At 70.9% G+C, this 24687-nt stretch carries 24 protein-coding genes; 23 read left to right on the top strand and 1 reads right to left on the bottom strand.

Translation table 11 applies throughout. From position 1 onward, the window contains the following. Positions 1-68: 68 nt before the first annotated feature. The 10 genes from mltG (at position 69) to nusB (ending at position 9193) form a co-directional block, all read left to right on the top strand. Positions 69-1793: an endolytic transglycosylase MltG gene (gene mltG / locus QMF80_RS09360; RefSeq protein WP_283451466.1), complete on the top strand. Its 1725-nt coding sequence runs from the start codon at positions 69-71 to the stop codon at positions 1791-1793. Between the two features lie 6 nt (positions 1794-1799). Next, positions 1800-2624, top strand: a complete 825-nt coding sequence (locus tag QMF80_RS09355) for a shikimate dehydrogenase (protein ID WP_283451464.1) — start codon at positions 1800-1802, stop codon at positions 2622-2624. A gap of 179 nt (positions 2625-2803) precedes the next feature. Then, entirely contained in the window at positions 2804-3988 is a 1185-nt protein-coding gene (gene aroC, locus QMF80_RS09350; protein ID WP_283451463.1) for a chorismate synthase, read from the top strand. Beyond that, positions 3985-4503, top strand: coding sequence for a shikimate kinase (locus QMF80_RS09345; RefSeq protein ID WP_283451460.1), 519 nt, complete (start codon positions 3985-3987; stop codon positions 4501-4503). Before aroC ends, QMF80_RS09345 begins: the two co-directional genes overlap by 4 nt. Continuing rightward, complete coding sequence (gene aroB, locus QMF80_RS09340; protein WP_283451457.1) at positions 4500-5591, top strand: 3-dehydroquinate synthase; 1092 nt, start codon at positions 4500-4502, stop codon at positions 5589-5591. Before QMF80_RS09345 ends, aroB begins: the two co-directional genes overlap by 4 nt. Then, the gene (aroQ, locus tag QMF80_RS09335; protein WP_283451456.1) at positions 5588-6031 is read left to right on the top strand and encodes a type II 3-dehydroquinate dehydratase; all 444 of its coding nucleotides are present in this window, start codon (positions 5588-5590) and stop codon (positions 6029-6031) included. The genes aroB and aroQ overlap by 4 nt, the downstream gene beginning before the upstream one ends. A gap of 50 nt (positions 6032-6081) precedes the next feature. Further along, positions 6082-6909, top strand: a complete 828-nt coding sequence (locus QMF80_RS09330; RefSeq protein ID WP_283451454.1) for an AAA family ATPase — start codon at positions 6082-6084, stop codon at positions 6907-6909. A 107-nt stretch (positions 6910-7016) separates the two neighbouring features. Continuing rightward, positions 7017-8129 carry an aminopeptidase P family protein gene (locus QMF80_RS09325; protein WP_283451452.1) on the top strand — a complete coding sequence of 371 codons (1113 nt, stop codon included), beginning with the start codon at positions 7017-7019 and terminating at the stop codon, positions 8127-8129. A 51-nt stretch (positions 8130-8180) separates the two neighbouring features. Further along, entirely contained in the window at positions 8181-8747 is a 567-nt protein-coding gene (gene efp / locus QMF80_RS09320) for an elongation factor P (protein WP_283451450.1), read from the top strand. 2 nt (positions 8748-8749) lie between these two features. Further along, entirely contained in the window at positions 8750-9193 is a 444-nt protein-coding gene (gene nusB, locus QMF80_RS09315; RefSeq protein ID WP_283451448.1) for a transcription antitermination factor NusB, read from the top strand. Between the two features lie 202 nt (positions 9194-9395). Here the strand turns inward: nusB and bldD are convergent, their stop codons facing one another. Then, positions 9396-9896, bottom strand: coding sequence for a transcriptional regulator BldD (gene bldD, locus QMF80_RS09310; protein WP_283451446.1), 501 nt, complete (start codon positions 9894-9896; stop codon positions 9396-9398). A 269-nt stretch (positions 9897-10165) separates the two neighbouring features. Between bldD and pyrR the strand changes: the two genes are divergently transcribed. From pyrR to metK, 13 genes are all read left to right on the top strand, one after another. Continuing rightward, on the top strand, positions 10166-10768 hold the full coding sequence (gene pyrR, locus QMF80_RS09305) for a bifunctional pyr operon transcriptional regulator/uracil phosphoribosyltransferase PyrR (protein ID WP_283451444.1): 603 nt from the start codon (positions 10166-10168) through the stop codon (positions 10766-10768). Positions 10769-10888: 120 nt separating this feature from the next. After that, the gene (locus QMF80_RS09300; RefSeq protein ID WP_283451442.1) at positions 10889-11866 is read left to right on the top strand and encodes an aspartate carbamoyltransferase catalytic subunit; all 978 of its coding nucleotides are present in this window, start codon (positions 10889-10891) and stop codon (positions 11864-11866) included. Positions 11867-11868: 2 nt separating this feature from the next. Then, positions 11869-13155 (top strand): dihydroorotase, encoded by a 1287-nt coding sequence (locus QMF80_RS09295; RefSeq protein WP_283451441.1) that lies wholly within the window; start codon positions 11869-11871, stop codon positions 13153-13155. Further along, the gene (locus tag QMF80_RS09290; protein ID WP_283451439.1) at positions 13152-13742 is read left to right on the top strand and encodes a PH-like domain-containing protein; all 591 of its coding nucleotides are present in this window, start codon (positions 13152-13154) and stop codon (positions 13740-13742) included. The genes QMF80_RS09295 and QMF80_RS09290 overlap by 4 nt, the downstream gene beginning before the upstream one ends. Next, entirely contained in the window at positions 13739-14896 is a 1158-nt protein-coding gene (gene carA, locus QMF80_RS09285) for a glutamine-hydrolyzing carbamoyl-phosphate synthase small subunit (protein ID WP_283451437.1), read from the top strand. Before QMF80_RS09290 ends, carA begins: the two co-directional genes overlap by 4 nt. Next, entirely contained in the window at positions 14889-18206 is a 3318-nt protein-coding gene (gene carB, locus QMF80_RS09280; protein ID WP_283451435.1) for a carbamoyl-phosphate synthase large subunit, read from the top strand. Before carA ends, carB begins: the two co-directional genes overlap by 8 nt. An 85-nt stretch (positions 18207-18291) precedes the next feature. Then, the gene (locus tag QMF80_RS09275; protein WP_283451433.1) at positions 18292-19401 is read left to right on the top strand and encodes a quinone-dependent dihydroorotate dehydrogenase; all 1110 of its coding nucleotides are present in this window, start codon (positions 18292-18294) and stop codon (positions 19399-19401) included. Between the two features lie 2 nt (positions 19402-19403). Further along, positions 19404-20240 carry an orotidine-5'-phosphate decarboxylase gene (gene pyrF, locus QMF80_RS09270; RefSeq protein ID WP_502962807.1) on the top strand — a complete coding sequence of 279 codons (837 nt, stop codon included), beginning with the start codon at positions 19404-19406 and terminating at the stop codon, positions 20238-20240. 417 nt (positions 20241-20657) lie between these two features. Continuing rightward, positions 20658-20981: an integration host factor gene (locus QMF80_RS09265; protein ID WP_283451429.1), complete on the top strand. Its 324-nt coding sequence runs from the start codon at positions 20658-20660 to the stop codon at positions 20979-20981. 61 nt (positions 20982-21042) lie between these two features. Then, positions 21043-21606 carry a guanylate kinase gene (gene gmk, locus QMF80_RS09260; protein WP_283451427.1) on the top strand — a complete coding sequence of 188 codons (564 nt, stop codon included), beginning with the start codon at positions 21043-21045 and terminating at the stop codon, positions 21604-21606. Positions 21607-21644: 38 nt separating this feature from the next. Continuing rightward, positions 21645-21917 carry a DNA-directed RNA polymerase subunit omega gene (rpoZ, locus tag QMF80_RS09255; RefSeq protein ID WP_283451425.1) on the top strand — a complete coding sequence of 91 codons (273 nt, stop codon included), beginning with the start codon at positions 21645-21647 and terminating at the stop codon, positions 21915-21917. A 119-nt stretch (positions 21918-22036) separates the two neighbouring features. Next, positions 22037-23263 (top strand): bifunctional phosphopantothenoylcysteine decarboxylase/phosphopantothenate--cysteine ligase CoaBC, encoded by a 1227-nt coding sequence (coaBC, locus tag QMF80_RS09250; protein ID WP_283451423.1) that lies wholly within the window; start codon positions 22037-22039, stop codon positions 23261-23263. Positions 23264-23460: 197 nt separating this feature from the next. Beyond that, positions 23461-24669, top strand: a complete 1209-nt coding sequence (gene metK, locus QMF80_RS09245) for a methionine adenosyltransferase (protein ID WP_283451421.1) — start codon at positions 23461-23463, stop codon at positions 24667-24669. Positions 24670-24687 lie beyond the last annotated feature (18 nt).

The following is a 24687-nucleotide window of genomic DNA, read 5'->3' as shown; positions in this document are numbered from 1 at the left end:
AAAGGCGGAACCGGGTGCCGCGGCCCACCAACAAGCCGCTGCCTCCGTCTCGCGGCTCTAGGGGACCGATGACTGATTATGGCCGGGGCTCTGGCCCCGAACCGTGGCACCCCGAGGACCCCCTGTACGGGGACGGGTACGCGCACCAGACCCAGCAGGGTCAGGTGCCCTATGCCGACCAGCAGCAGTATCCGCAGGAGCCGCAGGAGCCGCAGTACCAGCAGTACCCCCAGCAGCAGTACCAGGGGTACGCGCCCGAACAGCAGCAGCAGCCGCAGCCGCAGCCGCAGCAGCCGCAGCACCACCAGCAGCACCCGCAGCAGCAGTACCCCCAGGCCCAGCACCAGGCCCCGCACCAGCCCCAGCAGCCGGTGTACGCCGACCAGGGCGCCCAGAACTGGGACACCGGCCAGGGCCAGCAGGCCGTGCCTTACGGCGTGGACCCGTACGCCCAGCAGCCGGTGGCCTACCCGGGCGAGGCCCCGGACCCCTACGCCACGGCCGAGGCCTACCCGCCCCCGCAGCCCCCGGGCCGCCGCCACCTCATCCCGGAACCGGGCACCGAGTGGCAGGACGAGAACGCCGAACCGCAGGACGCCGAGGACGAATCCCTCCTCGCGGCCGACGGTGACGACGGCGACGAGCCGTCGTCGGGCCGCCGGGCGGGTCGCGGCAAGGGCGGCAAGACCAAGGGCAGGAAGCGCACCGGTTCGGCCTGCCTGATCGCCGCGCTGGTCATCGTGGGCGCGGTCGGCGGCGTCGGCTACTACGGGTTCTCCTACGTCAAGGCGAAACTCGGCATGGCCGACGACTACGCGGGCGAGGGAACCACCTCGATCGACGTCGAGATCCCCAAGGGCGCGACCCTCGGCCGGATGGGCTCCATCCTGCAGAAGGCGGGTGTGGTCGCCAGCGCCGAGGCGTTCGTGAACGCCGCGCAGAACAACCCCAAGGGCGGCGGGATCCAGCCGGGTCTCTACCCGCTGCGCAAGCAGATGTCGGCCAAGTCCGTGGTCGATCTGATGGTCGACCCCTCCAAGCTCAACGTCATCATCGTCGCCGAGGGCCTGCGCAACGAGCAGGTCTACGGAGCCATCGACAAGAAGCTCAAGCTCCAGGAGGGCACCACCCAGGAGGTGGCCAAGCGGGAGCTGAAGACGCTCGGCCTGCCCGCCTGGGCCGAGGGCGGCGAACTCAAGCTCAAGGACCCGCTGGAAGGGTTCCTCTACCCGGCGCGCTACGACCTCAGCACCGGGATCACCCCGCAGGACCTGCTCAAGAAGATGGTCAAGAACGCCACGGAGAAGTACGCGGCGCTCAACATCGAGGCCAAGGCCAGGGAAGTCGGCCTCAAGTCCCCCCTGGAGCTGATCACGGTAGCGAGCCTGGTCCAGGCCGAGGGCAAGAACCACGAGGACTACCGCAAGATGGCTGCCGTCATCTACAACCGCCTCAAGCCGACGAACACCGCCACCAACCAGAAGCTCGAGTTCGACTCGACGATCAACTACATCAAGGGGACGAGCAACATCAACGTCTCCGTCGCCGAGACCCGGGCCATCGAGGACCCCTACAACACCTACCGCAACAGGGGCCTGCCGCCCGGGGCCATCAGCAACCCCGGCTCCGACGCCCTCAAGGCGGTCCTGAACCCGGACAAGGACGCGTGGATGTTCTTCGTCTCGGTCGACGGGGACACGACCACCTTCACCAAGACCCTCGCCGAGCACAACAAGCTCGTCGCGGAATTCAACGAACGACAAGCGCAGAAGAAGCAGCAGAACGGCGGGTAGCGGGACATGTCACGGATACGGGCCGCGGTGCTGGGTTCGCCCATCGAGCACTCCCTCTCACCGGTGCTGCACCGCGCCGCCTACCAGGAGCTGGGCCTCGCCGACTGGTCGTACGACCGCTTCGAGATCGACGAGGCCGCGCTCCCGGGGTTCGTCGCGGGGCTCGGCGCCGAATGGGCCGGGCTGTCGCTGACCATGCCGCTCAAGCGGGCGGTCATGCCGCTGCTCGACGAGGTCAGCGCGACGGCCGCCTCCGTCGAGGCGGTCAACACGGTCGTCCTCACCGGGGACGGCCGCCGGGTCGGCGACAACACCGACATCCCCGGGATCGTCGCCGCCCTGCGCGAACGCGGGGTGGAGAAGGTCCCGGCGGCCGCCGTCCTCGGCGCCGGGGCCACCGCCTCCTCCGCGCTGGCCGCGCTCTCGCGCATCTGCTCCGGCGAGGTCACGGCGTACGTGCGCTCCGCGGCGCGGGCGGACGAGATGCGGCGGTGGGGCGAGCGGCTCGGCGTACCCGTCCGCACGGCCGACTGGTCGGCTGCCGCCGAGGCGCTGCACGCGCCGCTGGTGATCGCGACCACCCCGGCCGGGGCCACCGACGCGCTCGCCGCGGCCGTGCCCGAGCGGCCGGGTACCCTCTTCGACGTGCTGTACGACCCCTGGCCCACCGCGCTGGCCGCGGCCTGGACCGGACGCGGCGGGAAACTGGTCGGCGGCCTCGACCTCCTCGTCCACCAGGCCGTCCTCCAGGTGGAACAGATGACGGGCCGCACCCCGGGGCCGCTGGCCGCGATGCGCGCGGCCGGAGAACGGGCCCTCGCCGCGCGCTAGGACGGGGCCCGGCCGGTCCGGATCCGCCTGGACGGGCGCCGAGACCTGCCACAGTGGCGTCCGATAGCTGGACCGGGGGCCGGGACTTCGGCCCGGACATGGGAGGATCAAGTCGGCGGGTCCGGGCAGCGCACCCGGTCGCGCCGTAGCTGTGCCAGGCGCGAGCATGAGGAGCATCGTTGAGCAGGTTGCGTTGGCTGACCGCCGGGGAGTCGCACGGACCGGCGCTGGTAGCGACGCTGGAGGGGCTTCCCGCCGGCGTTCCGGTCACCACCGAACTGGTGGCCGGCCACCTGGCGCGCCGCAGGCTCGGCTATGGCCGTGGCGCCCGGATGAAGTTCGAGCAGGACGTGGTGACCTTCCTCGGCGGTGTCCGCCACGGTCTGTCCCTCGGCTCCCCCGTCGCGGTCATGGTGGGCAACTCCGAGTGGCCCAAGTGGGAGAAGGTCATGTCGGCCGACCCGGTCGACCCGGCCGAGCTGGAGGGCTCCGGGCGCAACGCCCCGCTGACCCGCCCCCGCCCGGGCCACGCCGACCTCGCCGGCATGCAGAAGTACGGCTTCGACGAGGCCCGCCCGATCCTGGAGCGCGCCAGCGCCCGTGAGACGGCCGCCCGCGTCGCCCTCGGCGCCATCGCCCGGTCCTTCATCAAGGAGACCGCGGGCATCGAGATCGTCTCCCACGTGGTGGAGCTGGCCTCCGCCAAGGCCCCGTACGGCGTCTACCCGACCCCCGCGGACGTCGACAAGCTCGACGCCGACCCGGTGCGCTGCCTCGACGCCGACGCGTCGAAGGCGATGGTCGCCGAGATCGACCAGGCCCACAAGGACGGCGACACCCTCGGCGGCGTCGTCGAGGTGCTGGCGTACGGCGTCCCCGTCGGCCTCGGTTCCCACGTGCACTGGGACCGCCGCCTGGACGCGCGGCTCGCCGCCGCCCTCATGGGCATCCAGGCGATCAAGGGCGTGGAGGTCGGCGACGGCTTCGGCCTGGCCCGCGTCCCGGGCTCCCAGGCGCACGACGAGATCGTCTCCACCCCCGAGGGCATCAGGCGCACCTCCGGCCGCTCCGGCGGCACCGAGGGCGGTCTGACGACCGGTGAGCTGCTGCGCGTACGGGCCGCCATGAAGCCGATCGCGACGGTGCCCCGCGCCCTCGCGACCGTCGACGTGGCCACCGGCGAGGCGACGGTCGCCCACCACCAGCGCTCCGACGTGTGCGCCGTCCCCGCGGCGGGCATCGTCGCCGAGGCGATGGTCGCCCTGGTGCTGGCCGACGCCGTCGTCGAGAAGTTCGGCGGCGACTCGGTGAACGAGACCCGGCGCAACGTCCGCTCGTACCTCGACAACCTGCAGATCCGGTGACCGGCGGCCCCCTGGTCGTCCTCGTCGGGCCCATGGGGTCCGGCAAGTCCACGGTGGGGGAGCTGCTCGCCGAGCGGCTCGGCGCGCCCTACCGGGACACCGACGCCGACATCGTCGCCGCGCAGGGCCGGGAGATCTCCGACCTGTTCGTCGACGAGGGCGAGCCGTACTTCCGCGCGCTGGAGCGCGCGGCCGTGGCCGAGGCCCTCGCTGGGCACACCGGGATCCTCGCCCTCGGCGGCGGCGCGATCCTCGACGACGGCACCCGGGCCCTGCTGGCCGGGCTGCCCGTCGTCTACCTCTCGATGGACATCGACGAGGCGGTCCGCCGGGTCGGCCTCGGCGCGGCCAGGCCGCTGCTCGCGGTCAACCCGCGGCGCCAGTGGCGTGAGCTGATGGACGCCCGCCGCCACCTGTACACCGAAGTCGCGCGCGTCGTGGTGGCCACCGACGACCGCACCCCCGAAGAGGTCGCCCAGGCGGTCCTCGACGCTCTGGAGTTGAAGGACGTATGACAGACCAGGTGACGCGGATCCAGGTCGGCGCCAGTGCCGGACACGACGCGTACGACGTGCTGGTCGGCCGGCAGCTGCTCGGCGAGCTGGGCACCCTGATCGGCACCAGGGCGCGGCGCGTCGCCGTCATCCACCCCGAGGCGCTGGCCTCGACGGGCGAGGCGCTGCGCGACGACCTGGCGGCCCAGGGCTTCGAGGCGGTCGCCATCCAGGTGCCGAACGCCGAGGAGGCCAAGACCATCGAGGTGGCGGCGTACTGCTGGAAGGCCCTGGGGCAGTCCGGCTTCACCCGCACCGACGTGATCGTCGGTGTCGGCGGCGGCGCCACCACCGACCTCGCGGGCTTCGTCGCGGCCTCCTGGCTGCGCGGGGTGCGCTGGATCGCCGTGCCGACGACCGTCCTCGCGATGGTCGACGCGGCCGTGGGCGGCAAGACGGGCATCAACACCGCCGAGGGCAAGAACCTCGTCGGCGCCTTCCACCCGCCCGCCGGGGTGCTGTGCGACCTCGCGGCGCTGGACTCGCTGCCGGTCAACGACTACGTCAGTGGTCTTGCCGAGGTCATCAAGGCCGGATTCATCTCCGACCCGGTGATCCTCGACCTGATCGAGGGCGACCCGCAGGCGGCGCGGACCCCCGGGGGCCCGCACACCGCCGAGCTGATCGTGCGCTCCATCCAGGTCAAGGCCGACGTGGTCTCCAGCGACCTCAAGGAGTCGGGCCTGCGGGAGATCCTCAACTACGGTCACACCCTCGCCCACGCGATCGAGAAGAACGAGCGCTACAAGTGGCGCCACGGCGCCGCCGTGTCGATCGGCATGGTCTTCGCCGCCGAACTGGGCCGCCTCGCCGGACGGCTCGACGACGCGACCGCCGAGCGGCACAAGACGGTCCTCGCCTCGGTCGGCCTCCCGCTGACCTACCGCGGCGACCAGTGGCCCAAGCTGCTGGAGACCATGAAGGTCGACAAGAAGTCCCGCGGCGACCTGCTGCGCTTCATCGTGCTGGACGGACTGGCCAAGCCGACCGTCCTGGAGGGCCCGGACCCGGCCGTGCTGATGGCGGCCTACGGCGAGGTGTCCGCGTGAGCCGCAAGGTGCTCGTGCTGAACGGCCCGAACCTGGGCCGGCTGGGCTCGCGGGAACCCGACGTGTACGGTGCCACCTCGTACGCGGGGCTCGTCGAGAGCTGCCAGAGCCTGGGCAGGCAGCTCGGCTTCGAGGTAGAGGTCCGCGAGACCAACGACGAGGGTCAGCTGGTGCGCTGGCTGCACGAGGCCGCGGACGGGAAGATCCCGGTGGTCATCAACCCCGGTGCCTTCACGCACTACTCGTACGCGATGCGGGACGCGGCGGCGCAGCGCACCGCGCCGCTGATCGAGGTGCACATCTCCAACCCGTACGCCCGCGAGGAATTCCGGCACACTTCGGTCATCGCCTCGGTGGCGACCGGGACCGTGGCGGGCTTCGGGCTGGGTTCCTACCGGCTGGCGCTGCACGCGCTGGCGGAGGAACTGCCCGCAGGCTGAGATAACGTTCTCGCATCAGTCGTCGCCTGAACGAGACGGAGTGGCAGCGGATGCAGCAGGGAGTGGGGGCCTGGGGCGGCCCGGGACAGCATCCGGCCGGTCCGTCGCGGCAGCACGCGGGTCCGCCGCATCCGCAGGCCCGCCCCGCTCCGCCGCGGCCCGCGGGACCGCCCGTCCCGCTGCCGCACGGAGGCCCGCCGCAACCGGCCTACGTGCCACCGCCCGGCGGTCGCCCGACGGCCCCGGTGACGCCCGTACCCGACGCCACCGGCCACGTCCCGCTGCCCGCGGCCGCGCCCCGGCCCGCGCCCGGCACCGGCGCGGCCACCCTGGCCGTCCTGCTCATCGGGCCCGCGGGTGCGGGCAAGACCACCGTGGCCCGGCACTGGGCGGGCTCCCGCCCGGTGCCCACCGCGCACGTCAGCCTGGACGACGTCCGCGAATGGGTCTGCTCCGGCTTCGCCGACCCGCAGGCGGGCTGGAACGACCACTCCGAGGCCCAGTACCGCCTCGCCCGCCGCACCTGCGGCTTCGCCGCCCGCAACTATCTGGCCAACGGCATCTCCTGCATCCTCGACGACGCGGTCTTCCCCGACCGGCCCGTGGTGGGCCTGGGCGGCTGGAAGCGGCACGTGGGGCCCGGGCTGCTGCCCGTGGTGCTGCTGCCCGGGCTGGAGGTCGTCCTGGAGCGCAACGCGGCCCGCTCCGGCAACCGGCGCCTCTCCGACGAGGAAGTGGCCCGGATCCACGGCCGGATGGCCGGGTGGTACGGCTCCGGGCTGCCCATCATCGACAACTCCCAGCTCGACGTGGAGGGCACCGCCCGCGCCCTGGACGAGGTCCTCGCCCGGGCCATATCCGCCCCCGGCGGCTGGTGACCCCGGTCCGGACCCCGGTCCGGACCCCGGTCCGTCCGGGCCGCCCCGCGCCCCGTCCGGACGCGCTCGCCAGGCCGGACGCGCCCGGCGCTCGTACGCTCGAAGACATGTCAGACGTGTACGCGGCCCGTCGGGCCCTGCTTCGCGACCGCTGTGCCGCAGCGGGCACCTCGGCCGCTCTCATCACGCGTCCGGCCAACGTCCGCTACCTCGCCGGGGCCTTCCCCGAGGGCGCGGTACTGCTGATCGGGCCGGCCGAGGACGTGCTCTTCTGCGCCACCTCGCCCTCCGGTGAAGCGGACGAGGGACGGCTCGACGAACACCTGCGGCTGTCCCTCCTGTCCGGCCCCGGCAGTGATCCCGCCGTCGCCGCGGCCGACCTCGCCCGGAGTGCGGACGTACGCGTGGACTCGCTCGCCGTGGAGGAACACCACCTCACGGTCGCCCGGCACCGCGCGCTCGGCTCGGTGGCGCCCCGGCTGCGGCTGACCGACCTGGGGAACGCCGTGGAGCAGCAGCGGGTGATCAAGGACGAGGAGGAGATCGCCTGTCTTCGGATCGCCGCCGAGATCGCGGACCAGGCCCTCGGTGAACTCCTGGAGTCCATCCTCGTCGGGCGCACCGAACGCCACCTCGCCCTGGAGCTGGAGCGGCGGCTGGTCGACCACGGCGCCGACGGCCCGGCCTTCCCCACCTCCGTCGGCGCCGGCCCGCACTCCGGACGGGCCCGGCACCGGCCCTCCGACCGACGGGTGGAGGAGGGCGATTTCCTCTCCGTCTGCCTGGGCGCGAACTACCGGGGCTACCGCTGTGAGATCGGCCGTACCTTCGTCATCGGCACCACCCCCGCGGACTGGCAGATCGAGCTGTACGACCTCGTCTTCGCCGCCCAGCGGGCGGGCCGTGAGGCCCTGGTACCCGGGGCCGCGTACCGCGACGTGGACCACGCGGCGCGCTCCGTACTGGACTCCGCGGGGCACGGTGAGGGCCTCGCTCCGTGGACCGGACACGGCGTCGGTCTCGAAATCGACGAGGACCCGCAGCTTGCACCCACAGCAATGGGTAAACTGGACGCTTGCGTGCCGGTCACCGTCGAACCGGGGGTTCACCTCCCGGGCCGGGGCGGCGTCCGGATCGATGACACGCTCGTCGTACGCCCTGAGGCGGACGGCGGACCCGAGCTACTCACCATCACGACCAAGGAGCTGCTCGCGCTCTAGCTCTGCTGTGCGCGCCACCCGTGGTCCACCAGTCCAGGAGATTTCGCAACCGTGGCTTCCACGAACGACCTCAAGAACGGCATGGTGCTCAAGCTCGACGGGGGCCAGCTCTGGTCCGTCGTCGAGTTTCAGCACGTCAAGCCCGGTAAGGGCCCGGCCTTCGTGCGCACCAAGCTCAAGAGCGTGATGTCCGGCAAGGTCGTCGACAAGACGTTCAACGCCGGCACCAAGGTCGAGACGGCCACCATTGACCGCCGTGACATGCAGTTCTCGTACATGGACGGCGACTACTTCGTCTTCATGGACATGTCGACGTTCGACCAGCTGATGGTCGACCGCAAGGCCGTCGGCGACGCCGCCAACTTCCTCATCGAGGGCTTCACCGCCTCCGTCGCGCAGCACGAGGGCGAGGTGCTCTACGTCGAGCTCCCCGCGGCCGTCGAGCTCGTGATCGAGCACACCGACCCGGGTGTCCAGGGCGACCGCTCCACCGGCGGCACCAAGCCGGCGACCCTGCAGACCGGTCACGAGATCCAGGTCCCGCTCTTCGTCACCACCGGCGAGAAGGTCAAGGTCGACACCCGCACCAGCGACTACCTCGGCCGGGTGAACAGCTAACCGTGGGAGCCCGGAGCAACGCCCGCAAGCGTGCTTTCCAGATCCTCTTCGAGGCCGACCAGCGCGACGTGCCCGTGCGCGAGGTCCTCGCGGACTGGGTCCGTCACTCTCGGAACGACACCGACGGGCGGCAGCCCGCGGTCAGCGAGTACACGATGACCCTCGTCGAGGGGTACGCCGACAAGGTGGACCGCATCGACGACCTGATCGTCACCTACGCCGTGGACTGGGACCTCGACCGCATGCCGGTCGTGGACCGGAACATCGTGCGGCTGGGTGCCTACGAGCTGATCTGGGTCGACGAGACCCCGGACGCCGTGGCGATCGACGAGGCCGTGCAGCTCGCCAAAGAGTTCTCCACCGACGAGTCCCCGTCGTTCGTGAACGGGCTGCTGGCCCGGTTCAAGGACCTCAAGCCGAAGCTGCGGCGGGACGAGCGCGACTAGTGCCGCGTCCGGTACGGCCGGAACGGTTCGGTACCCGAAGGGCCCGCAGCGCATCGCGCGCTGCGGGCCCTTCGGGTGTTCGTGGGACGTTGTGAACCGGTGCCCGGTACGCGAAAACCGGTGGGGGCCGGGAAGTCAATGGCTTCCCGGCCCCCACCGGTAACGTTTCTGCTGGGCTTCGCCCCGGATCTCAGAGCGTCGCTCAGATCTCCTCGTGCGTCACGGCGCGGCGCGCGTCCGCGTCCAGTACGCCCCAGCTGATGAGCTGCTCGGTCAGGACCGAGGGGGACTGGTCGTAGATGACGGCGAGGGTGCGCAGGTCGTCCTGGCGGATCGAGAGCACCTTGCCGTTGTAGTCGCCGCGCTGGCTCTGGATCGTCGCCGCGTAGCGCTGGAGCGGGCCCGCCTTCTCGGCCGGCACGTGGGCCAGGCGCTCCAGGTCCAGGCGCAGCTTCGGCGGCGGCTCGGCCGCTCCGCCCGGCGTGGTGCCCGGCAGCAGTTCCTGCACCGGCACTCCGTAGAAGTCCGCCAGCTCGGCGAGGCGCTGGACGGTCACGGCGCGGTCTCCGCGCTCGTACGACCCGACCACCACGGCCTTCCACCGGCCCTGGGACTTCTCCTCGACACCGTGGAGGGAAAGGCCCTGCTGGGTGCGGATGGCACGGAGCTTGGCCCCGAGCTGCTTGGCGTATTCGCTGGACATAACGCTCCCGGACGCTGTGACGCTGTGATCATATGGACAACGTGCGGCTGCGCCGCGCGGCTGGTAACTCACTGTGAGGTTACGCAGCGTTACTTGGATGCGTCAAGCCGAATGGTCTCCGTCCTCCTCCCAGGGGGGTCCGCAGGGCCCCGGTCCGGCGGCCCCGTAAGGCCCTGGTACCGTGGAATCCGTACGACCCGGCCGTCTCAAGCGGTCGGCCAGACGTCCTTTAAGGTCCGTCCCGTGAGGCGGAGAAGGAGGTCCTCTTCATGGACGCCCAGCACACCCCGCACGCCCAACCCGCCCCGCAGACAGCCGATGCCGCCCGCCCCGTTCTGGAGGCGCAGGACATCGCGCGGGTGCTGACCCGCATCGCCCACGAGATCGTCGAACGCGCCAAGGGTGCCGACGACGTGGTGCTCCTCGGCATTCCGACCCGCGGTGTCTTCCTCGCCCGCAGGCTCGCCGCCAAGCTCGAAGAGATCACCGCGACCAAGGTCCCGGTCGGCTCCCTCGACATCACCATGTACCGCGACGACCTCCGGATGAAGCCCGCCCGCGCCATCGGCCGCACCGAGATCCCCGGTGAGGGCATCGACGGCCGCCTCGTCGTCCTCGTCGACGACGTGCTCTTCTCCGGCCGCACCATCCGGGCCGCCCTCGACGCCCTCGGCGACATCGGCCGCCCCCGCGCCGTACAGCTCGCGGTCCTCGTCGACCGGGGCCACCGCGAGCTGCCGATCCGCGCCGACTACGTCGGGAAGAACCTCCCCACCTCGCTGCGGGAGACCGTCATGGTCCAGCTCCAGGAGGAGGACGGCCGCGACGCCGTACTGCTCGGCCAGCGGACCGCCCCGGCAGGCGGGCAGTAGCCCGAACGAGTGAGGACCCCCCGCGGGGTCCGCGCCGAAGCCCGCCCGGATCCCGGGCCGACGCCTGCCCGTCATCCAGCCTGCCCGACTGCCTGCCCTCCCGACTTACGGAGCACCCAGATGAAGCGTCACCTCATCTCGGCCGCCGATCTCTCGCGCGACGACGCCGTCCTCATCCTCGACACCGCCGAGGAGATGGCCCGGGTCGCCGACCGGCCGATCAAGAAGCTGCCCACCCTGCGCGGACTGACCATCTGCAACCTCTTCTTCGAGGACTCCACCCGCACCCGGATCTCCTTCGAGGCCGCCGAGAAGCGCCTCTCCGCCGACGTCATCAACTTCGTCGCCAAGGGGTCCAGCGTCTCCAAGGGCGAGTCCCTCAAGGACACCGCCCAGACCCTGGCCGCCATGGGCATCGACGCCGTGGTCATCCGGCACAGCGCCTCCGGCGCCCCCTACCGCCTCGCCACCTCGGGCTGGATCGACGTACCGGTCATCAACGCCGGTGACGGCACCCACCAGCACCCGACCCAGGCCCTGCTGGACGCCTTCACCATGCGCCGCCGCCTGGTCGGCCCCGACGCGCTCGGCCAGGACCTCGCGGGCAAGCGGATCACCCTCGTCGGCGACGTCCTGCACAGCCGGGTCGCCCGCTCCAACGTGGACCTGCTGCACACCCTGGGCGCCGAGGTCACCCTGGTGGCCCCGCCCACCCTGGTCCCGATCGGCGTCGAGACCTGGCCCTGCGAGGTCTCGTACAGCCTCGACGAGGTGCTGCCGAAGTCCGACGCGGTCATGATGCTGCGTGTGCAGCGAGAGCGGATGAACGCCGCCTTCTTCCCGACCGAGCGCGAGTACTCACGGCGCTACGGCCTCGACGGCGAGCGCATGGCGAAGATGCCCGCCCACGGCATCGTGATGCACCCCGGCCCCATGGTCCGCGGCATGGAGATCACCGCCGAGGTCGCCGACTCCGACCGCTGCACCGTCGTCGAGCAGGTCGCCAACGGCGTGTCCATCCGCATGGCGGTCCTGTACCTGCTTCTGGGCGGCAACGAGTCCGCCGTCAGCCACGCCCGTACCGAGGAGAGCAAGTAAAGATGAGCAAGATCCTTATCCGTGGGGCGAAGGTACTCGGTGGCGAGGCTCAGGACGTCCTGATCGACGGCGAGACCATCGCCGCCGTCGGCAGCGGCATCGAAGCCGGCGACGCGACCGTGATCGAGGCCGACGGCCAGGTCCTGCTGCCCGGCCTGGTCGACCTGCACACCCACCTGCGCGAGCCCGGCCGCGAGGACTCCGAGACCGTCCTCACCGGAACCCGCGCCGCCGCCAGCGGCGGCTACACCGCCGTCTTCGCGATGGCGAACACCTTCCCGGTCGCCGACACCGCCGGTGTCGTCGAGCAGGTCTGGCGTCTCGGCAAGGAATCCGGCTACTGCGACGTGCAGCCCATCGGCGCCGTCACCGTCGGCCTGGAGGGCAAGAAGCTCGCCGAGCTGGGCGCCATGCACGACTCCGCCGCCCGCGTCACCGTCTTCTCCGACGACGGCAAGTGCGTCGACGACGCCGTGATCATGCGGCGCGCCCTGGAGTACGTGAAGGCCTTCGGCGGCGTCGTCGCCCAGCACGCCCAGGAGCCCCGCCTCACCGAGGGCGCCCAGATGAACGAGGGCGTCGTCTCCGCCGAGCTGGGCCTGGGCGGCTGGCCCGCCGTCGCCGAGGAGTCGGTCATCGCCCGTGACGTGCTCCTCGCCGAGCACGTCGGATCCCGGGTGCACATCTGCCACCTCTCCACCGCGGGCTCCGTCGAGATCGTCCGCTGGGCCAAGTCCCGCGGCATCGACGTCACCGCCGAGGTCACCCCGCACCACCTCCTCCTCACCGACGAGCTGGTCCGCTCGTACAACCCCGTCTACAAGGTCAACCCGCCGCTGCGCACCGAGCGCGACGTGATGGCCCTGCGCGAGGCGCTCGCCGACGGCACGATCGACATCGTCGCCACCGACCACGCCCCGCACCCGCACGAGGACAAGGACTGCGAGTGGGCCGCCGCCGCCATGGGCATGGTGGGCCTGGAGACCGCGCTCTCCGTCGTCCAGCAGACGATGGTGGAGACCGGACTGCTCGACTGGGCGGGCGTCGCCGACCGGATGTCCTTCAGCCCCGCGCGCATCGGCGGCCTGGACCACCACGGCCGCGCCGTCTCGGCAGGTGAACCCGCGAACCTGACCTTGGTCGATACCTCGTACCGTGGTGTCGTGGACCCCGCACATTTCGCCTCCCGCAGCCGCAACACGCCCTACCAGGGCCGTGAGCTTCCGGGACGCGTCACTCACACCTTCCTGCGGGGCCGGGCAACGGTCGTGGACGGGAAACTGGCGTGACACCTGCAGTAATCCAACTGGCCGCACAGGCCGCCGGACGACAGTCGGCGGAGGTGACCGACTGGGACGCCCGCATCGCGTGGGTCCTCGGTCTGCTCGTCTTCATCGCGTTCGTGTACTGGCTGATGCGGCAGGGCTGGAAGTGGCGCGGCGCGCTGCAGAACGATCTGCCCGCGCTGCCCACGGCTCCAAGCGGCCTCCCCGAACACCGGCTGGCCCTGACCGGCCGCTACCACGGCTCCACGACCGCCGGGCAGTGGCTCGACCGGATCGTCGCCCACGGCCTCGGCATCCGCAGCCGGGTCGAGCTGACGCTCACCGACACGGGCCTCGACGTGGTCCGTCCGGGTGCCACCGACTTCTTCGTACCGGCCGCGCGGCTGCGCGGCGCCCGCCTCGACAAGGGGATCGCGGGCAAGGTACTGACCGAGGGCGGTCTGCTCGTCGTCACCTGGGCGCACGGCGACAAGCTGATCGACTCCGGATTCCGCTCCGACCGGTCGGCCGAACACGCCGCCTGGGTCGACGCGGTCACCGCACTTGTTCCACAGAACTCATCCATCCCGACGGAAGGCGCCGCACGATGACGACCTCCACCAGGGGAGCAGCCAAAGCTCCCGCCGTACTCGTCCTGGAGGACGGCCGCATCTTCCGCGGGCGCGCCTACGGGGCCGTGGGGGAGACCTTCGGCGAAGCCGTGTTCTCCACCGGCATGACCGGCTACCAGGAGACGCTGACCGACCCGTCGTACCACCGCCAGGTCGTTGTGATGACCGCCCCGCACGTGGGCAACACCGGCGTCAACGACGACGACCCCGAGTCCTCGCGGATCTGGGTCGCCGGATACGTCGTACGCGACCCCGCCCGCGTCCCCTCCAACTGGCGCTCCCGGCGCTCGCTGGACGAGGAGCTCGTCACGCAGGGCGTCGTCGGCATCTCCGGCATCGACACCCGCGCCCTGACCCGCCACCTGCGCGAGCGCGGCGCCATGCGCGTCGGCATCTTCTCCGGCGCCTCGATCGCCGACGACGCGGCGCTGCTCGCCCGCGTCCAGGACGCCCCGCGGATGAAGGGCGCGAACCTCTCCGCCGAGGTCGCCACCAAGGAGACGTACGTCGTCCCCGCCATCGGTGAGAAGAAGTTCACCGTGGCCGCCGTCGACCTCGGCATCAAGGGCATGACCCCGCACCGGATGGCCGAGCGCGGCATCGAGGTGCACGTGCTGCCCGCCACCGCCACCATCGAGGACGTGTACGCGGTCAACCCCGACGGCGTGTTCTTCTCCAACGGCCCGGGCGACCCGGCCACCGCCGACGGCCCCGTCGCCGTCATGCAGGGCGTGCTGGAGCGCAAGACCCCGCTCTTCGGCATCTGCTTCGGCAACCAGATCCTGGGCCGCGCGCTGGGCTTCGGCACCTACAAGCTGAAGTACGGCCACCGCGGCATCAACCAGCCGGTGCAGGACCGCACCACCGGCAAGGTCGAGATCACCGCGCACAACCACGGCTTCGCCGTGGACGCGCCCCTCGACAAGGTCTCGGACACCGCCTACGGGCGCGCCGAGGTCTCCCACGTCTGCCTGAACGATCAGGTCGTCGAAGGCCTGCGGCTGCTCGACCAGCCCGCCTTCTCCGTCCAGTACCACCCCGAGGCGGCCGCGGGCCCGCACGACGCCGCGTACCTCTTCGACCGCTTCGTTTCTTTGATGAGCACCGCCCAGATGGAGGCCGAGCGTGCCTAAGCGCACCGATATCCAGTCCGTCCTGGTCATCGGCTCCGGCCCGATCGTCATCGGCCAGGCCGCCGAATTCGACTACTCCGGAACCCAGGCCTGCCGCATCCTCAAGGCCGAGGGCCTGCGCGTCATCCTGGTGAACTCCAACCCGGCGACGATCATGACCGACCCGGAGATCGCCGACGCCACCTACGTCGAGCCGATCACCCCCGAGTTCGTCGAGAAGATCATCGCCAAGGAGCGCCCCGACGCGCTGCTCCCGACCCTCGGCGGCCAGACCGCGCTCAACACCGCGATCTCCATGCACGAGCAGGGCGTCCTGGAGAAGTACGGCGTCGAGCTGATCGGCGCCAACGTCGAGGCCATCAACAAGGGCGAGGACCGCGAACTCTTCAAGGGCGTCGTCGAGGCCGTCAAGGCCAAGATCGGCTACGGCGAGTCCGCCCGCTCGGTCATCTGCCACACGATGGACGACGTCATCGGCGGGGTCGACACCCTCGGCGGCTACCCCGTCGTCGTCCGCCCCTCCTTCACCATGGGCGGCGCCGGTTCCGGCTTCGCCCACGACGAGGACGAGCTGCGCCGCATCGCGGGCCAGGGCCTCATGCTCTCCCCGACCACCGAGGTGCTCCTGGAGGAGTCCATCCTCGGCTGGAAGGAGTACGAGCTGGAGCTGATGCGCGACACGAAGGACAATGTCGTCGTGGTCTGCTCCATCGAGAACTTCGACCCGATGGGCGTCCACACCGGCGACTCGATCACCGTCGCCCCGTCGATGACCCTGACCGACCGCGAGTACCAGCGGCTGCGCGACATCGGCATCGCGATCATCCGCGAGGTCGGCGTCGACACCGGCGGCTGCAACATCCAGTTCGCCATCGACCCCACCGACGGCCGGATCATCGTCATCGAGATGAACCCGCGCGTCTCCCGCTCCTCGGCGCTCGCGTCGAAGGCCACCGGCTTCCCGATCGCCAAGATCGCCGCCAAGCTGGCCATCGGCTACACGCTCGACGAGGTCCCCAACGACATCACCGAGAAGACCCCGGCCTCCTTCGAGCCGTCCCTCGACTACGTCGTCGTCAAGGCCCCGCGCTTCGCTTTCGAGAAGTTCCCGCACGCCGACTCCACCCTCACCACCACCATGAAGTCGGTGGGCGAGGCCATGGCGATCGGCCGCAACTTCACCGAGGCCCTCCAGAAGGCCCTGCGCTCGCTGGAGAAAAAGGGTTCGCAGTTCAGCTTCGTCGGCGACCCGACCGCGTCCATGTCGAAGGAAGAGCTGCTGCACGCCGCGGCCCGCCCGACCGACGGCCGCATCAACACCGTCATGCAGGCCATCCGGGCGGGCGCCACCCAGGAGGAGGTCTTCGAGTCCACGAAGATCGACCCCTGGTTCGTCGACCAGATGTTCCTCATCAAGGAGATCGCCGACGGCCTGGCCGCCGCCGACAAGCTCGACCCCGAGCTGCTCGCCGAGGCCAAGCGCCACGGCTTCTCCGACGTCCAGATCGCCGAGATCCGCGGCCTGCGCGAGGACGTCGTCCGCGAGGTCCGGCACGCCCTCGGCGTCCGCCCGGTCTACAAGACGGTCGACACCTGCGCCGCCGAGTTCGCCGCGAAGACCCCGTACTTCTACTCGTCCTACGACGAGGAGTCCGAGGTCGCCCCGCGCACCAAGCCCGCGGTGATCATCCTGGGCTCCGGCCCGAACCGCATCGGCCAGGGCATCGAGTTCGACTACTCCTGCGTCCACGCCTCCTTCGCGCTCAGCGACGCGGGCTACGAGACCGTGATGGTCAACTGCAACCCCGAGACCGTCTCGACGGACTACGACACCTCCGACCGCCTGTACTTCGAGCCGCTGACGCTCGAAGACGTGCTGGAGATCGTGCACGCCGAGTCCCTCGCGGGCCCGATCGCCGGTGTCATCGTCCAGCTCGGCGGCCAGACCCCGCTCGGTCTGGCCCAGGCGCTGAAGGACAACGGCGTCCCCGTCGTCGGCACCCCGCCCGAGGCGATCCACGCCGCCGAGGACCGCGGCGCCTTCGGCCAGGTCCTCGCGGACGCGGGCCTGCCGGCCCCCAAGCACGGCACCGCCACCACCTTCGTCGGAGCCAAGGCCATCGCCGACGAGATCGGCTACCCGGTCCTCGTACGCCCCTCGTACGTGCTCGGCGGCCGTGGCATGGAGATCGTCTACGACGAGACCCGGCTGGAGTCCTACATCGCCGAGTCCACCGAGATCAGCCCCACCCGGCCGGTCCTGGTCGACCGCTTCCTCGACGACGCCATCGAGATCGACGTCGACGCCCTCTACGACGGCACCGAGCTGTACCTCGGCGGCGTCATGGAGCACATCGAGGAAGCCGGCATCCACTCCGGCGACTCGGCCTGCGCCCTGCCCCCGATCACCCTCGGCGGCTACGACATCAAGCGCCTGCGGGTCTCCACCGAGGCCATCGCCAAGGGCGTCGGGGTCCGCGGCCTGATCAACATCCAGTTCGCGATGGCGGGTGACATCCTCTACGTCCTGGAGGCCAACCCGCGCGCCTCCCGCACCGTCCCCTTCACCTCGAAGGCGACCGCGGTCCCGCTCGCGAAGGCCGCCGCGCGCATCTCGCTCGGCGCCACCATCGCCGAACTGCGCGCCGAGGGCCTGCTGCCGAGGAACGGCGACGGCGGCACCCTGCCGCTCGACGCGCCGATCTCCGTCAAGGAGGCCGTCATGCCGTGGTCGCGCTTCCGCGACATCCACGGCCGCGGCGTGGACACCGTCCTCGGCCCGGAGATGCGCTCCACCGGCGAGGTCATGGGCATCGACTCCGTCTTCGGCACGGCCTACGCCAAGTCGCAGGCGGGCGCCTACGGCCCGCTGCCCACCAAGGGCCGCGCCTTCATCTCTGTCGCCAACCGCGACAAGCGCTCGATGATCTTCCCGGCCCGCGAGCTGGTCGCCCACGGCTTCGAGCTGATGGCCACCTCCGGCACCGCCGAGGTGCTCCGCCGCAACGGCATCAACGCCACCGTGGTGCGCAAGCTCAGCGAGGGCGAGGGCCCGAACGGCGAGAGGACCGTCGTCCAGCTCATCCACGACGGTGAGGTCGACCTCATCGTCAACACCCCGTACGGCACCGGCGGCCGCCTCGACGGCTACGAGATCCGTACGGCGGCCGTGGCGCGCGGCGTCCCGTGCCTGACCACGGTCCAGGCGCTCGCCGCCGCCGTCCAGGGCATCGACGCACTCAACCGCGGTGACGTGGGCGTCCGCTCGCTCCAGGAGCACGCGGAGCAGCTGACCGCCGCCCGCGACTAGCAGCCCGTCCAGGGGAGGGGGACACCGAATTCGCGCGAGCGACGGGTGTCCCCCTCTTCATGAGCGCACGAGGATTCGACTGACGATGTACAAGCTCTTCTTCAACCTGGTCTTCAAGCGGATGGACCCCGAGCGGGCCCACTACACGGCCTTCCGGTGGATCCGCCTCGCCGCCCGTACGCCGGTCCTGCGCACCTTCGTCGCGGCCGCCCTCGCCCCCCGCTACAAGGAGCTGCGCACCGAGGCGCTCGGTTTGCGGATGCACGGTCCCTTCGGCCTCGCCGCGGGCTTCGACAAGAACGCCGTCGCCATCGACGGCATGTCGATGCTCGGCTTCGACCACGTCGAGATCGGCACGGTCACCGCCGAGCCGCAGCCCGGCAACCCCAAGAAGCGCCTCTTCCGGCTCGTCCCGGACCGCGCCCTGATCAACCGCATGGGCTTCAACAACGAGGGCTCCGCGGTCGTCGCCGAACGCCTCGCGACCCGCCGCCCGGTCTTCAGCACGGTCGTCGGCGTGAACATCGGCAAGACGAAGCTCGTACCCGAGGAGGAAGCCGTAGGGGACTACGTCGCCTCCACCGAGCGCCTCGCCCGCCACGCCGACTACCTCGTCGTGAACGTCTCCTCGCCGAACACCCCCGGCCTGCGCAACCTCCAGGCCACGGAGTCGCTCCGGCCGCTCCTGACGGCCGTACGGGACGCCGCGGACCGCACCGTGACCGGCCGCCGCGTGCCCCTCCTGGTCAAGATCGCCCCCGACCTCGCCGACGAGGACGTGGACGCGGTCGCCGACCTCGCCCTGGAACTGGGCCTGGACGGCATCATCGCCACCAACACCACCATCGCCCGCGAGGGCCTCGGCCTGAAGTCCGCGCCCGAGCTGGTCGAGGAGACCGGCGGACTGTCCGGCGCCCCGGTCAAGGAACGCTCCCTGGAGGTCCTGCGCCGCCTGTACGCCCGCGTGGGCGACCGGATGGTCCTGGTGGGCGTCGGCGGCATCGAGAACGCCGAGGACGCCTGGCAGCGCATCCTGGCCGGTGCCACGCTGGTGCAGGGCTACAGCGCCTTCATCTACGAGGGCCCCGGCTACGCCCGCGCCCTCCACAAGGGCCTGGCCGCGCGCCTGGCCAACAGCCCGTACGCGACCCTCGCCGAGGCCGTCGGCGCCGAAACCCGAAAGGCAGCCCAGTGACCGTGACCCCCTTCGGAACCCGCCTGCGCGAGGCCATGGACTCCCGCGGCCCGCTGTGCGTCGGCATCGACCCGCACGCCGCCCTGCTGGCCTCCTGGGGCCTGGAGGACGACATCGCGGGCCTGGAGCGGTTCTCCCGGACCGTGGTGGAGGCCCTGGCCGACCAGGTGGCCGTCTTCAAGCCGCAGGCCGCCTTCTTCGAACGCTTCGGCTCCCGGGGCATCGCGGTGCTGGAGCGGACCGTCGCGGACGCGCGCGCCGCGGGCACGCTGGTCGTCATGGACGCCAAGCGCGGGGACATCGGCTCGACGATGGCGGCCTACGCGCAGACCTTCCTCGACCCGGCCTCGCCGCTCTTCTCCGACGCGCTGACCGTCTCCCCGTACCTCGGCTACGGCTCGCTGCGGCCCGCCGTGGACCTGGCCCGGGAATCGGGCGCGGGCCTGTTCGTGCTGGCCCTCACCTCCAACCCGGAGGGCGCCGAGGTCCAGCGCGCGGTCCGCGAGGACGGCCGGAGCATCGGCGCGACCATGCTGGCGCACCTCGCCGCCGAGAACGCGGGCGCCGAACCGATGGGCTCCTTCGGAGCCGTCGTCGGCGCCACCCTGGGCGACCTGTCCTCCTTCGACCTGGACATCAACGGCCCGCTGCTCGCCCCCGGCATCGGCGCTCAGGGCGCCACCGCCGCCGACCTCCCGGCGGTCTTCGGCGCCGCCGTGCGCAACGTCGTACCGAACGTCTCGCGCGGTGTCCTGCGACACGGCCCGGACGCGGCCGCGCTGCGCGCCTCGGCGCGCGACTTCGCCGACGAGATCCGCAAGGCGGTCTCCTCGGCCTGATCCCGGCCCACCCGTCCCCGCGGCGGCCGCGGCCCCCCCCCCGGGGAGCGCGGGCGCCGCGGCCGTACCGGGCCCGCCGTCCGCGCGCCGCCGTTCGTGCCCCCACCGCCGGGCGACCACCCCGCACCCGCACCGCGCCGACCGCCGCGGGGCCCGTTCCGCGGACCACCCGTCTCATTCGTACGGCATCCGCCGGACAAAACCGGGGTGTTTTGTCCGTGATGTACGGTTCAGTGGAGGCTGACCAGGACTTTTCGTCCGTTCTCGCTGACTGGAGCGGCCTTGGCCGCTAGTCTCCGACCAGAGTGAGCGAACGGCGGACCTGCTGGACCGTCGTTCGTGGGGCTCGCCTGGTGAGGTCCCTTGTGTTCCCCACCGGTCCGTATCCGACAGTTCGACATCCGAGGTGACGTAGGCGTGGCTCTTCCGCCCCTTACCCCTGAACAGCGCGCAGCCGCGCTCGAAAAGGCCGCCGCGGCTCGCCGGGAGCGGGCCGAGGTGAAGAATCGACTCAAGCACTCCGGTGCGTCCCTGCACGAGGTCATCGCGCAGGGACAGAAGAACGACGTCATCGGCAAGATGAAGGTCTCCGCTCTTCTGGAGTCCCTGCCCGGCGTGGGCAAGGTCCGCGCCAAGCAGCTCATGGAGCGCCTCGGCATCTCCGAGTCCCGACGTGTTCGGGGTCTCGGTTCCAACCAGATCGCTTCCCTGGAGCGCGAGTTCGGCGGTAGTGACGCCTGACGCGTCACCCGAAGTTCTCCCGGTGTTCTCAGGCAGTGCTGAGAGCCTGGATAATCGCTTTATGGCAGCAGAGGTTCGTCCGCGGCTGACCGTGCTCTCCGGCCCCTCAGGGGTCGGCAAGAGCACGGTCGTCGCGCATATGCGCAAGGTTCACCCCGAGGTATGGCTCTCGGTGTCGGCCACCACCCGCAAGCCGCGGCCCGGTGAGCGTCACGGAGTCCATTACTTCTTCGTCACCGACGACGAGTTCGACAAGCTGATCGCCAATGGCGAGCTGCTGGAGTGGGCCGAGTTCGCGGGCAACCGCTACGGCACACCGCGCGGCGCGGTGCTGGAACGCCTTGACAACGGCGAGCCGGTCCTGCTGGAGATCGACCTTCAGGGCGCCCGGCTCGTCCGCGAGTCGATGGCCGAGGCCCAGCTGGTCTTCCTGGCTCCGCCCAGCTGGGAGGAGCTCGTCCGCAGGCTCACCGGCCGCGGAACCGAGTCGGCCGAGGTCATCGAGCGGCGCCTGGCCGTCGCGAAGATCGAACTCGCGGCCGAATCCGAGTTCGACACCACCCTTGTCAATACCTCCGTCGAGGATGTAGCTCGCGAGCTGCTAGCCTTGATGGAAGTTGTTTGATCGTTGTTCGATCAATACCCATCTTCGGAAGGTAGAGCGTGTCCTCTTCCATGTCTGCGCCCGAGGGCATCATCAACCCGCCGATCGACGAGCTGCTCGAGGCCACCGACTCGAAGTACAGCCTCGTCATCTACGCGGCCAAGCGTGCCCGTCAGATCAACGCGTACTACTCGCAGCTCGGTGAGGGCCTCCTGGAGTACGTGGGCCCGCTCGTCGACACCCACGTCCACGAGAAGCCCCTCTCGATCGCGCTGCGCGAGATCAACGCGGGTCTGCTGACCTCCGAGGCCATCGAGGCCCCGGCCACCTAGGCGGAACGCGACATCTGATTTTTGCCCCACAGGCCCGGTAGACCGACTGCCGGGCCTGTGGTGTGTCATGTCACGGGTGCGTCGACGATGACGCGACGACGACGGACGAGGGAGAAGCAGTGGACAAGCCGAAGGTCGTACTCGGAGTCAGCGGTGGGATCGCCGCGTACAAGGCCTGCGAGCTGCTGCGCCGCCTGACCGAGTCCGGACACGAGGTCCGGGTGGTGCCGACCGAGGCCTCCTTGCACTTCGTGGGCGAGGCCACCTGGGCCGCCCTGTCCGGGAACCCCGCCTCGACCCGCGTGTGGGAGAGCGTCCACGAGGTGCCCCACGTACGGATCGGCCAGCACGCCGACCTCGTCGTGGTCGCCCCGGCCACCGCCGACATGCTCGCCAAGGCCGCCCACGGCCTCGCCGACGACCTGCTCACGAACACCCTGCTCACCGCCCGCTGCCCGGTGGTCTTCGCGCCCGCCATGCACACGGAGATGTGGGAGCATCCCGCCACCCGGGAGAACGTGGCCACGCTGCGCCGCCGCGGGGCCGTCGTCATCGAGCCCGCCGTCGGCCGCCTCACCGGCAAGGACACCGGCAAGGGACGACTGCCCGATCCGGAGGAGATCTTCGAGGTCTGCCGCAGGGTCCTGGCCCGCGGGACGGCCGGGCCCGATCTGGCCGGGCGGCACGTGGTGATCAGCGCGGGCGGTACCCGCGAGCCCCTGGACCCGGTCCGCTTCCTCGGCAACCGCTCCTCGGGCAAGCAGGGGTACGCCCTCGCGCGCACCGCCGTCGCCCGCGGGGCCCGGGTGACCCTGGTCGCGGCCAACGCCGCCCTCGCCGACCCGGCCGGGGTGGACGTCGTACGGGTGGGGACGGCCCTGCAGCTGCGGGAGGCCGTGCTCAAGGCGGCCGCCGACGCGGACGTCGTGGTCATGGCGGCCGCGGTGGCCGACTTCCGGCCCGCCGTCTACGTCGAGGGAAAGATCAAGAAGCAGGACGGCCAGGACCCCGAACCGGTCGCCCTGGTGCGCAATCCCGACGTCCTGGCGGAGCTTTCCGGACAGCGTTCCTCGCCGGGCCAGATCGTCGTGGGCTTCGCCGCCGAGACCGACGACGTCCTCGCGAACGGGCGGGCCAAGCTCCGGCGCAAGGGCTGCGACCTGCTCGTGGTCAATGAGGTCGGCGAGAGCAAGACCTTCGGTTCGGAGGAGAACGAGGCCGTGATCCTGGCCTCCAACGGGGAAGAAACCCCTGTGCCCTACGGTCCCAAGGAAGTCCTGTCCGATGTCATCTGGGACCAGGTCGCGTCCCGGCTCGCGCCCCCCGCCGAGCTTCGACGCGCCTGAGGAACCGGACCTTTTCTCCGGCTGCCCGATGGGACAAGATGGAGTGCCGCAGGTCACACGGCTTCCACAAGGCGAGACGGGTGGTCCGCCCGCCGGTGGCGACCGATAAACTGCACGAGGAGCACAGCCAGGCGCAGCCCCCGGTAGTGTCTCCGCCAATTGATCAGCCAGCAGCCGCTGCAACCCCAGGGAGCGATGTGTCCCGCCGCCTCTTCACCTCGGAGTCCGTCACCGAGGGCCACCCCGACAAGATCGCTGACCAGATCAGCGACACCATCCTCGACGCCCTGCTCCGCGAGGACCCCACCTCGCGCGTCGCGGTGGAGACCCTCATCACCACCGGTCTCGTGCACATCGCGGGCGAGGTGACGACGAAGGCCTACGCCCCGATCGCGCAGCTCGTCCGCGACAAGATCCTCGAGATCGGCTACGACTCCTCGAAGAAGGGCTTCGACGGCGCCTCCTGTGGCGTCTCGGTGTCCATCGGCGCGCAGTCCCCGGACATCGCGCAGGGTGTCGACACGGCGTACGAGAAGCGTGTCGAGGGCGACGAGGACGAGCTGGACAAGCAGGGCGCGGGCGACCAGGGCCTGATGTTCGGCTACGCGTGCGACGAGACGCCCGAGCTGATGCCGCTGCCGATCCACATCGCGCACAAGCTCTCGCGCCGCCTGTCCGAGGTCCGCAAGAACGGGACCATCCCGTACCTGCGCCCCGACGGCAAGACCCAGGTCACCATCGAGTACGACGGTGACAAGGCCGTCCGCCTCGACACGGTGGTCGTGTCCTCCCAGCACGCCTCGGACATCGACCTCGACTCGCTGCTCGCCCCCGACATCCGCGAGTTCGTCGTCGAGCACGTCCTCAAGCAGCTCGTCGAGGACGGCATCAAGCTGGACACCGAGGGCTACCGCCTGCTGGTCAACCCGACCGGGCGCTTCGAGATCGGCGGCCCGATGGGCGACGCCGGTCTCACCGGCCGCAAGATCATCATCGACACCTACGGCGGCATGGCCCGTCACGGTGGCGGCGCCTTCTCCGGCAAGGACCCGTCCAAGGTCGACCGTTCGGCCGCCTACGCCATGCGCTGGGTCGCCAAGAACGTCGTCGCCGCCGGTCTGGCCTCGCGCTGCGAGGTCCAGGTCGCCTACGCGATCGGCAAGGCCGAGCCCGTCGGTCTCTTCGTCGAGACCTTCGGCACGCACAAGGTGGACGTGCAGAAGATCGAGGACGCGATCGGCCAGGTCTTCGACCTGCGTCCGGCCGCGATCATCCGCGACCTCGACCTGCTGCGCCCGATCTACGCCCAGACCGCCGCCTACGGCCACTTCGGCCGCGAGCTGCCGGACTTCACCTGGGAGCGCACCGACCGCGTCGAGGCGCTGCGCGCCGCCGCCGGTCTGTAGGGGTCGAGCCCTCACACG

It is taken from the genome of Streptomyces sp. G-G2, assembly GCF_030063135.1.
Classification (GTDB): Bacteria; Actinomycetota; Actinomycetes; order Streptomycetales; family Streptomycetaceae; genus Streptomyces.
Note: the sequence above shows the minus strand (reverse complement) of the source record. Positions and strands in the feature narration are given on the sequence as shown.

Excerpts from the sequence above, each read along its gene's own strand:
- mltG (WP_283451466.1), top strand. The coding sequence starts at position 69 with ATGACTGATTATGGCCGGGGCTCTGGCCCCGAACCGTGGCACCCCGAG.
- QMF80_RS09355 (WP_283451464.1), top strand. The coding sequence starts at position 1,800 with ATGTCACGGATACGGGCCGCGGTGCTGGGTTCGCCCATCGAGCACTCC.
- aroB (WP_283451457.1), top strand. The coding sequence starts at position 4,500 with ATGACAGACCAGGTGACGCGGATCCAGGTCGGCGCCAGTGCCGGACAC.
- QMF80_RS09330 (WP_283451454.1), top strand. The coding sequence starts at position 6,082 with ATGCAGCAGGGAGTGGGGGCCTGGGGCGGCCCGGGACAGCATCCGGCC.
- QMF80_RS09325 (WP_283451452.1), top strand. The coding sequence starts at position 7,017 with ATGTCAGACGTGTACGCGGCCCGTCGGGCCCTGCTTCGCGACCGCTGT.
- bldD (WP_283451446.1), bottom strand. The coding sequence starts at position 9,896 with ATGTCCAGCGAATACGCCAAGCAGCTCGGGGCCAAGCTCCGTGCCATC.
- pyrR (WP_283451444.1), top strand. The coding sequence starts at position 10,166 with ATGGACGCCCAGCACACCCCGCACGCCCAACCCGCCCCGCAGACAGCC.
- QMF80_RS09300 (WP_283451442.1), top strand. The coding sequence starts at position 10,889 with ATGAAGCGTCACCTCATCTCGGCCGCCGATCTCTCGCGCGACGACGCC.
- QMF80_RS09295 (WP_283451441.1), top strand. The coding sequence starts at position 11,869 with ATGAGCAAGATCCTTATCCGTGGGGCGAAGGTACTCGGTGGCGAGGCT.
- carA (WP_283451437.1), top strand. The coding sequence starts at position 13,739 with ATGACGACCTCCACCAGGGGAGCAGCCAAAGCTCCCGCCGTACTCGTC.
- QMF80_RS09275 (WP_283451433.1), top strand. The coding sequence starts at position 18,292 with ATGTACAAGCTCTTCTTCAACCTGGTCTTCAAGCGGATGGACCCCGAG.
- gmk (WP_283451427.1), top strand. The coding sequence starts at position 21,043 with ATGGCAGCAGAGGTTCGTCCGCGGCTGACCGTGCTCTCCGGCCCCTCA.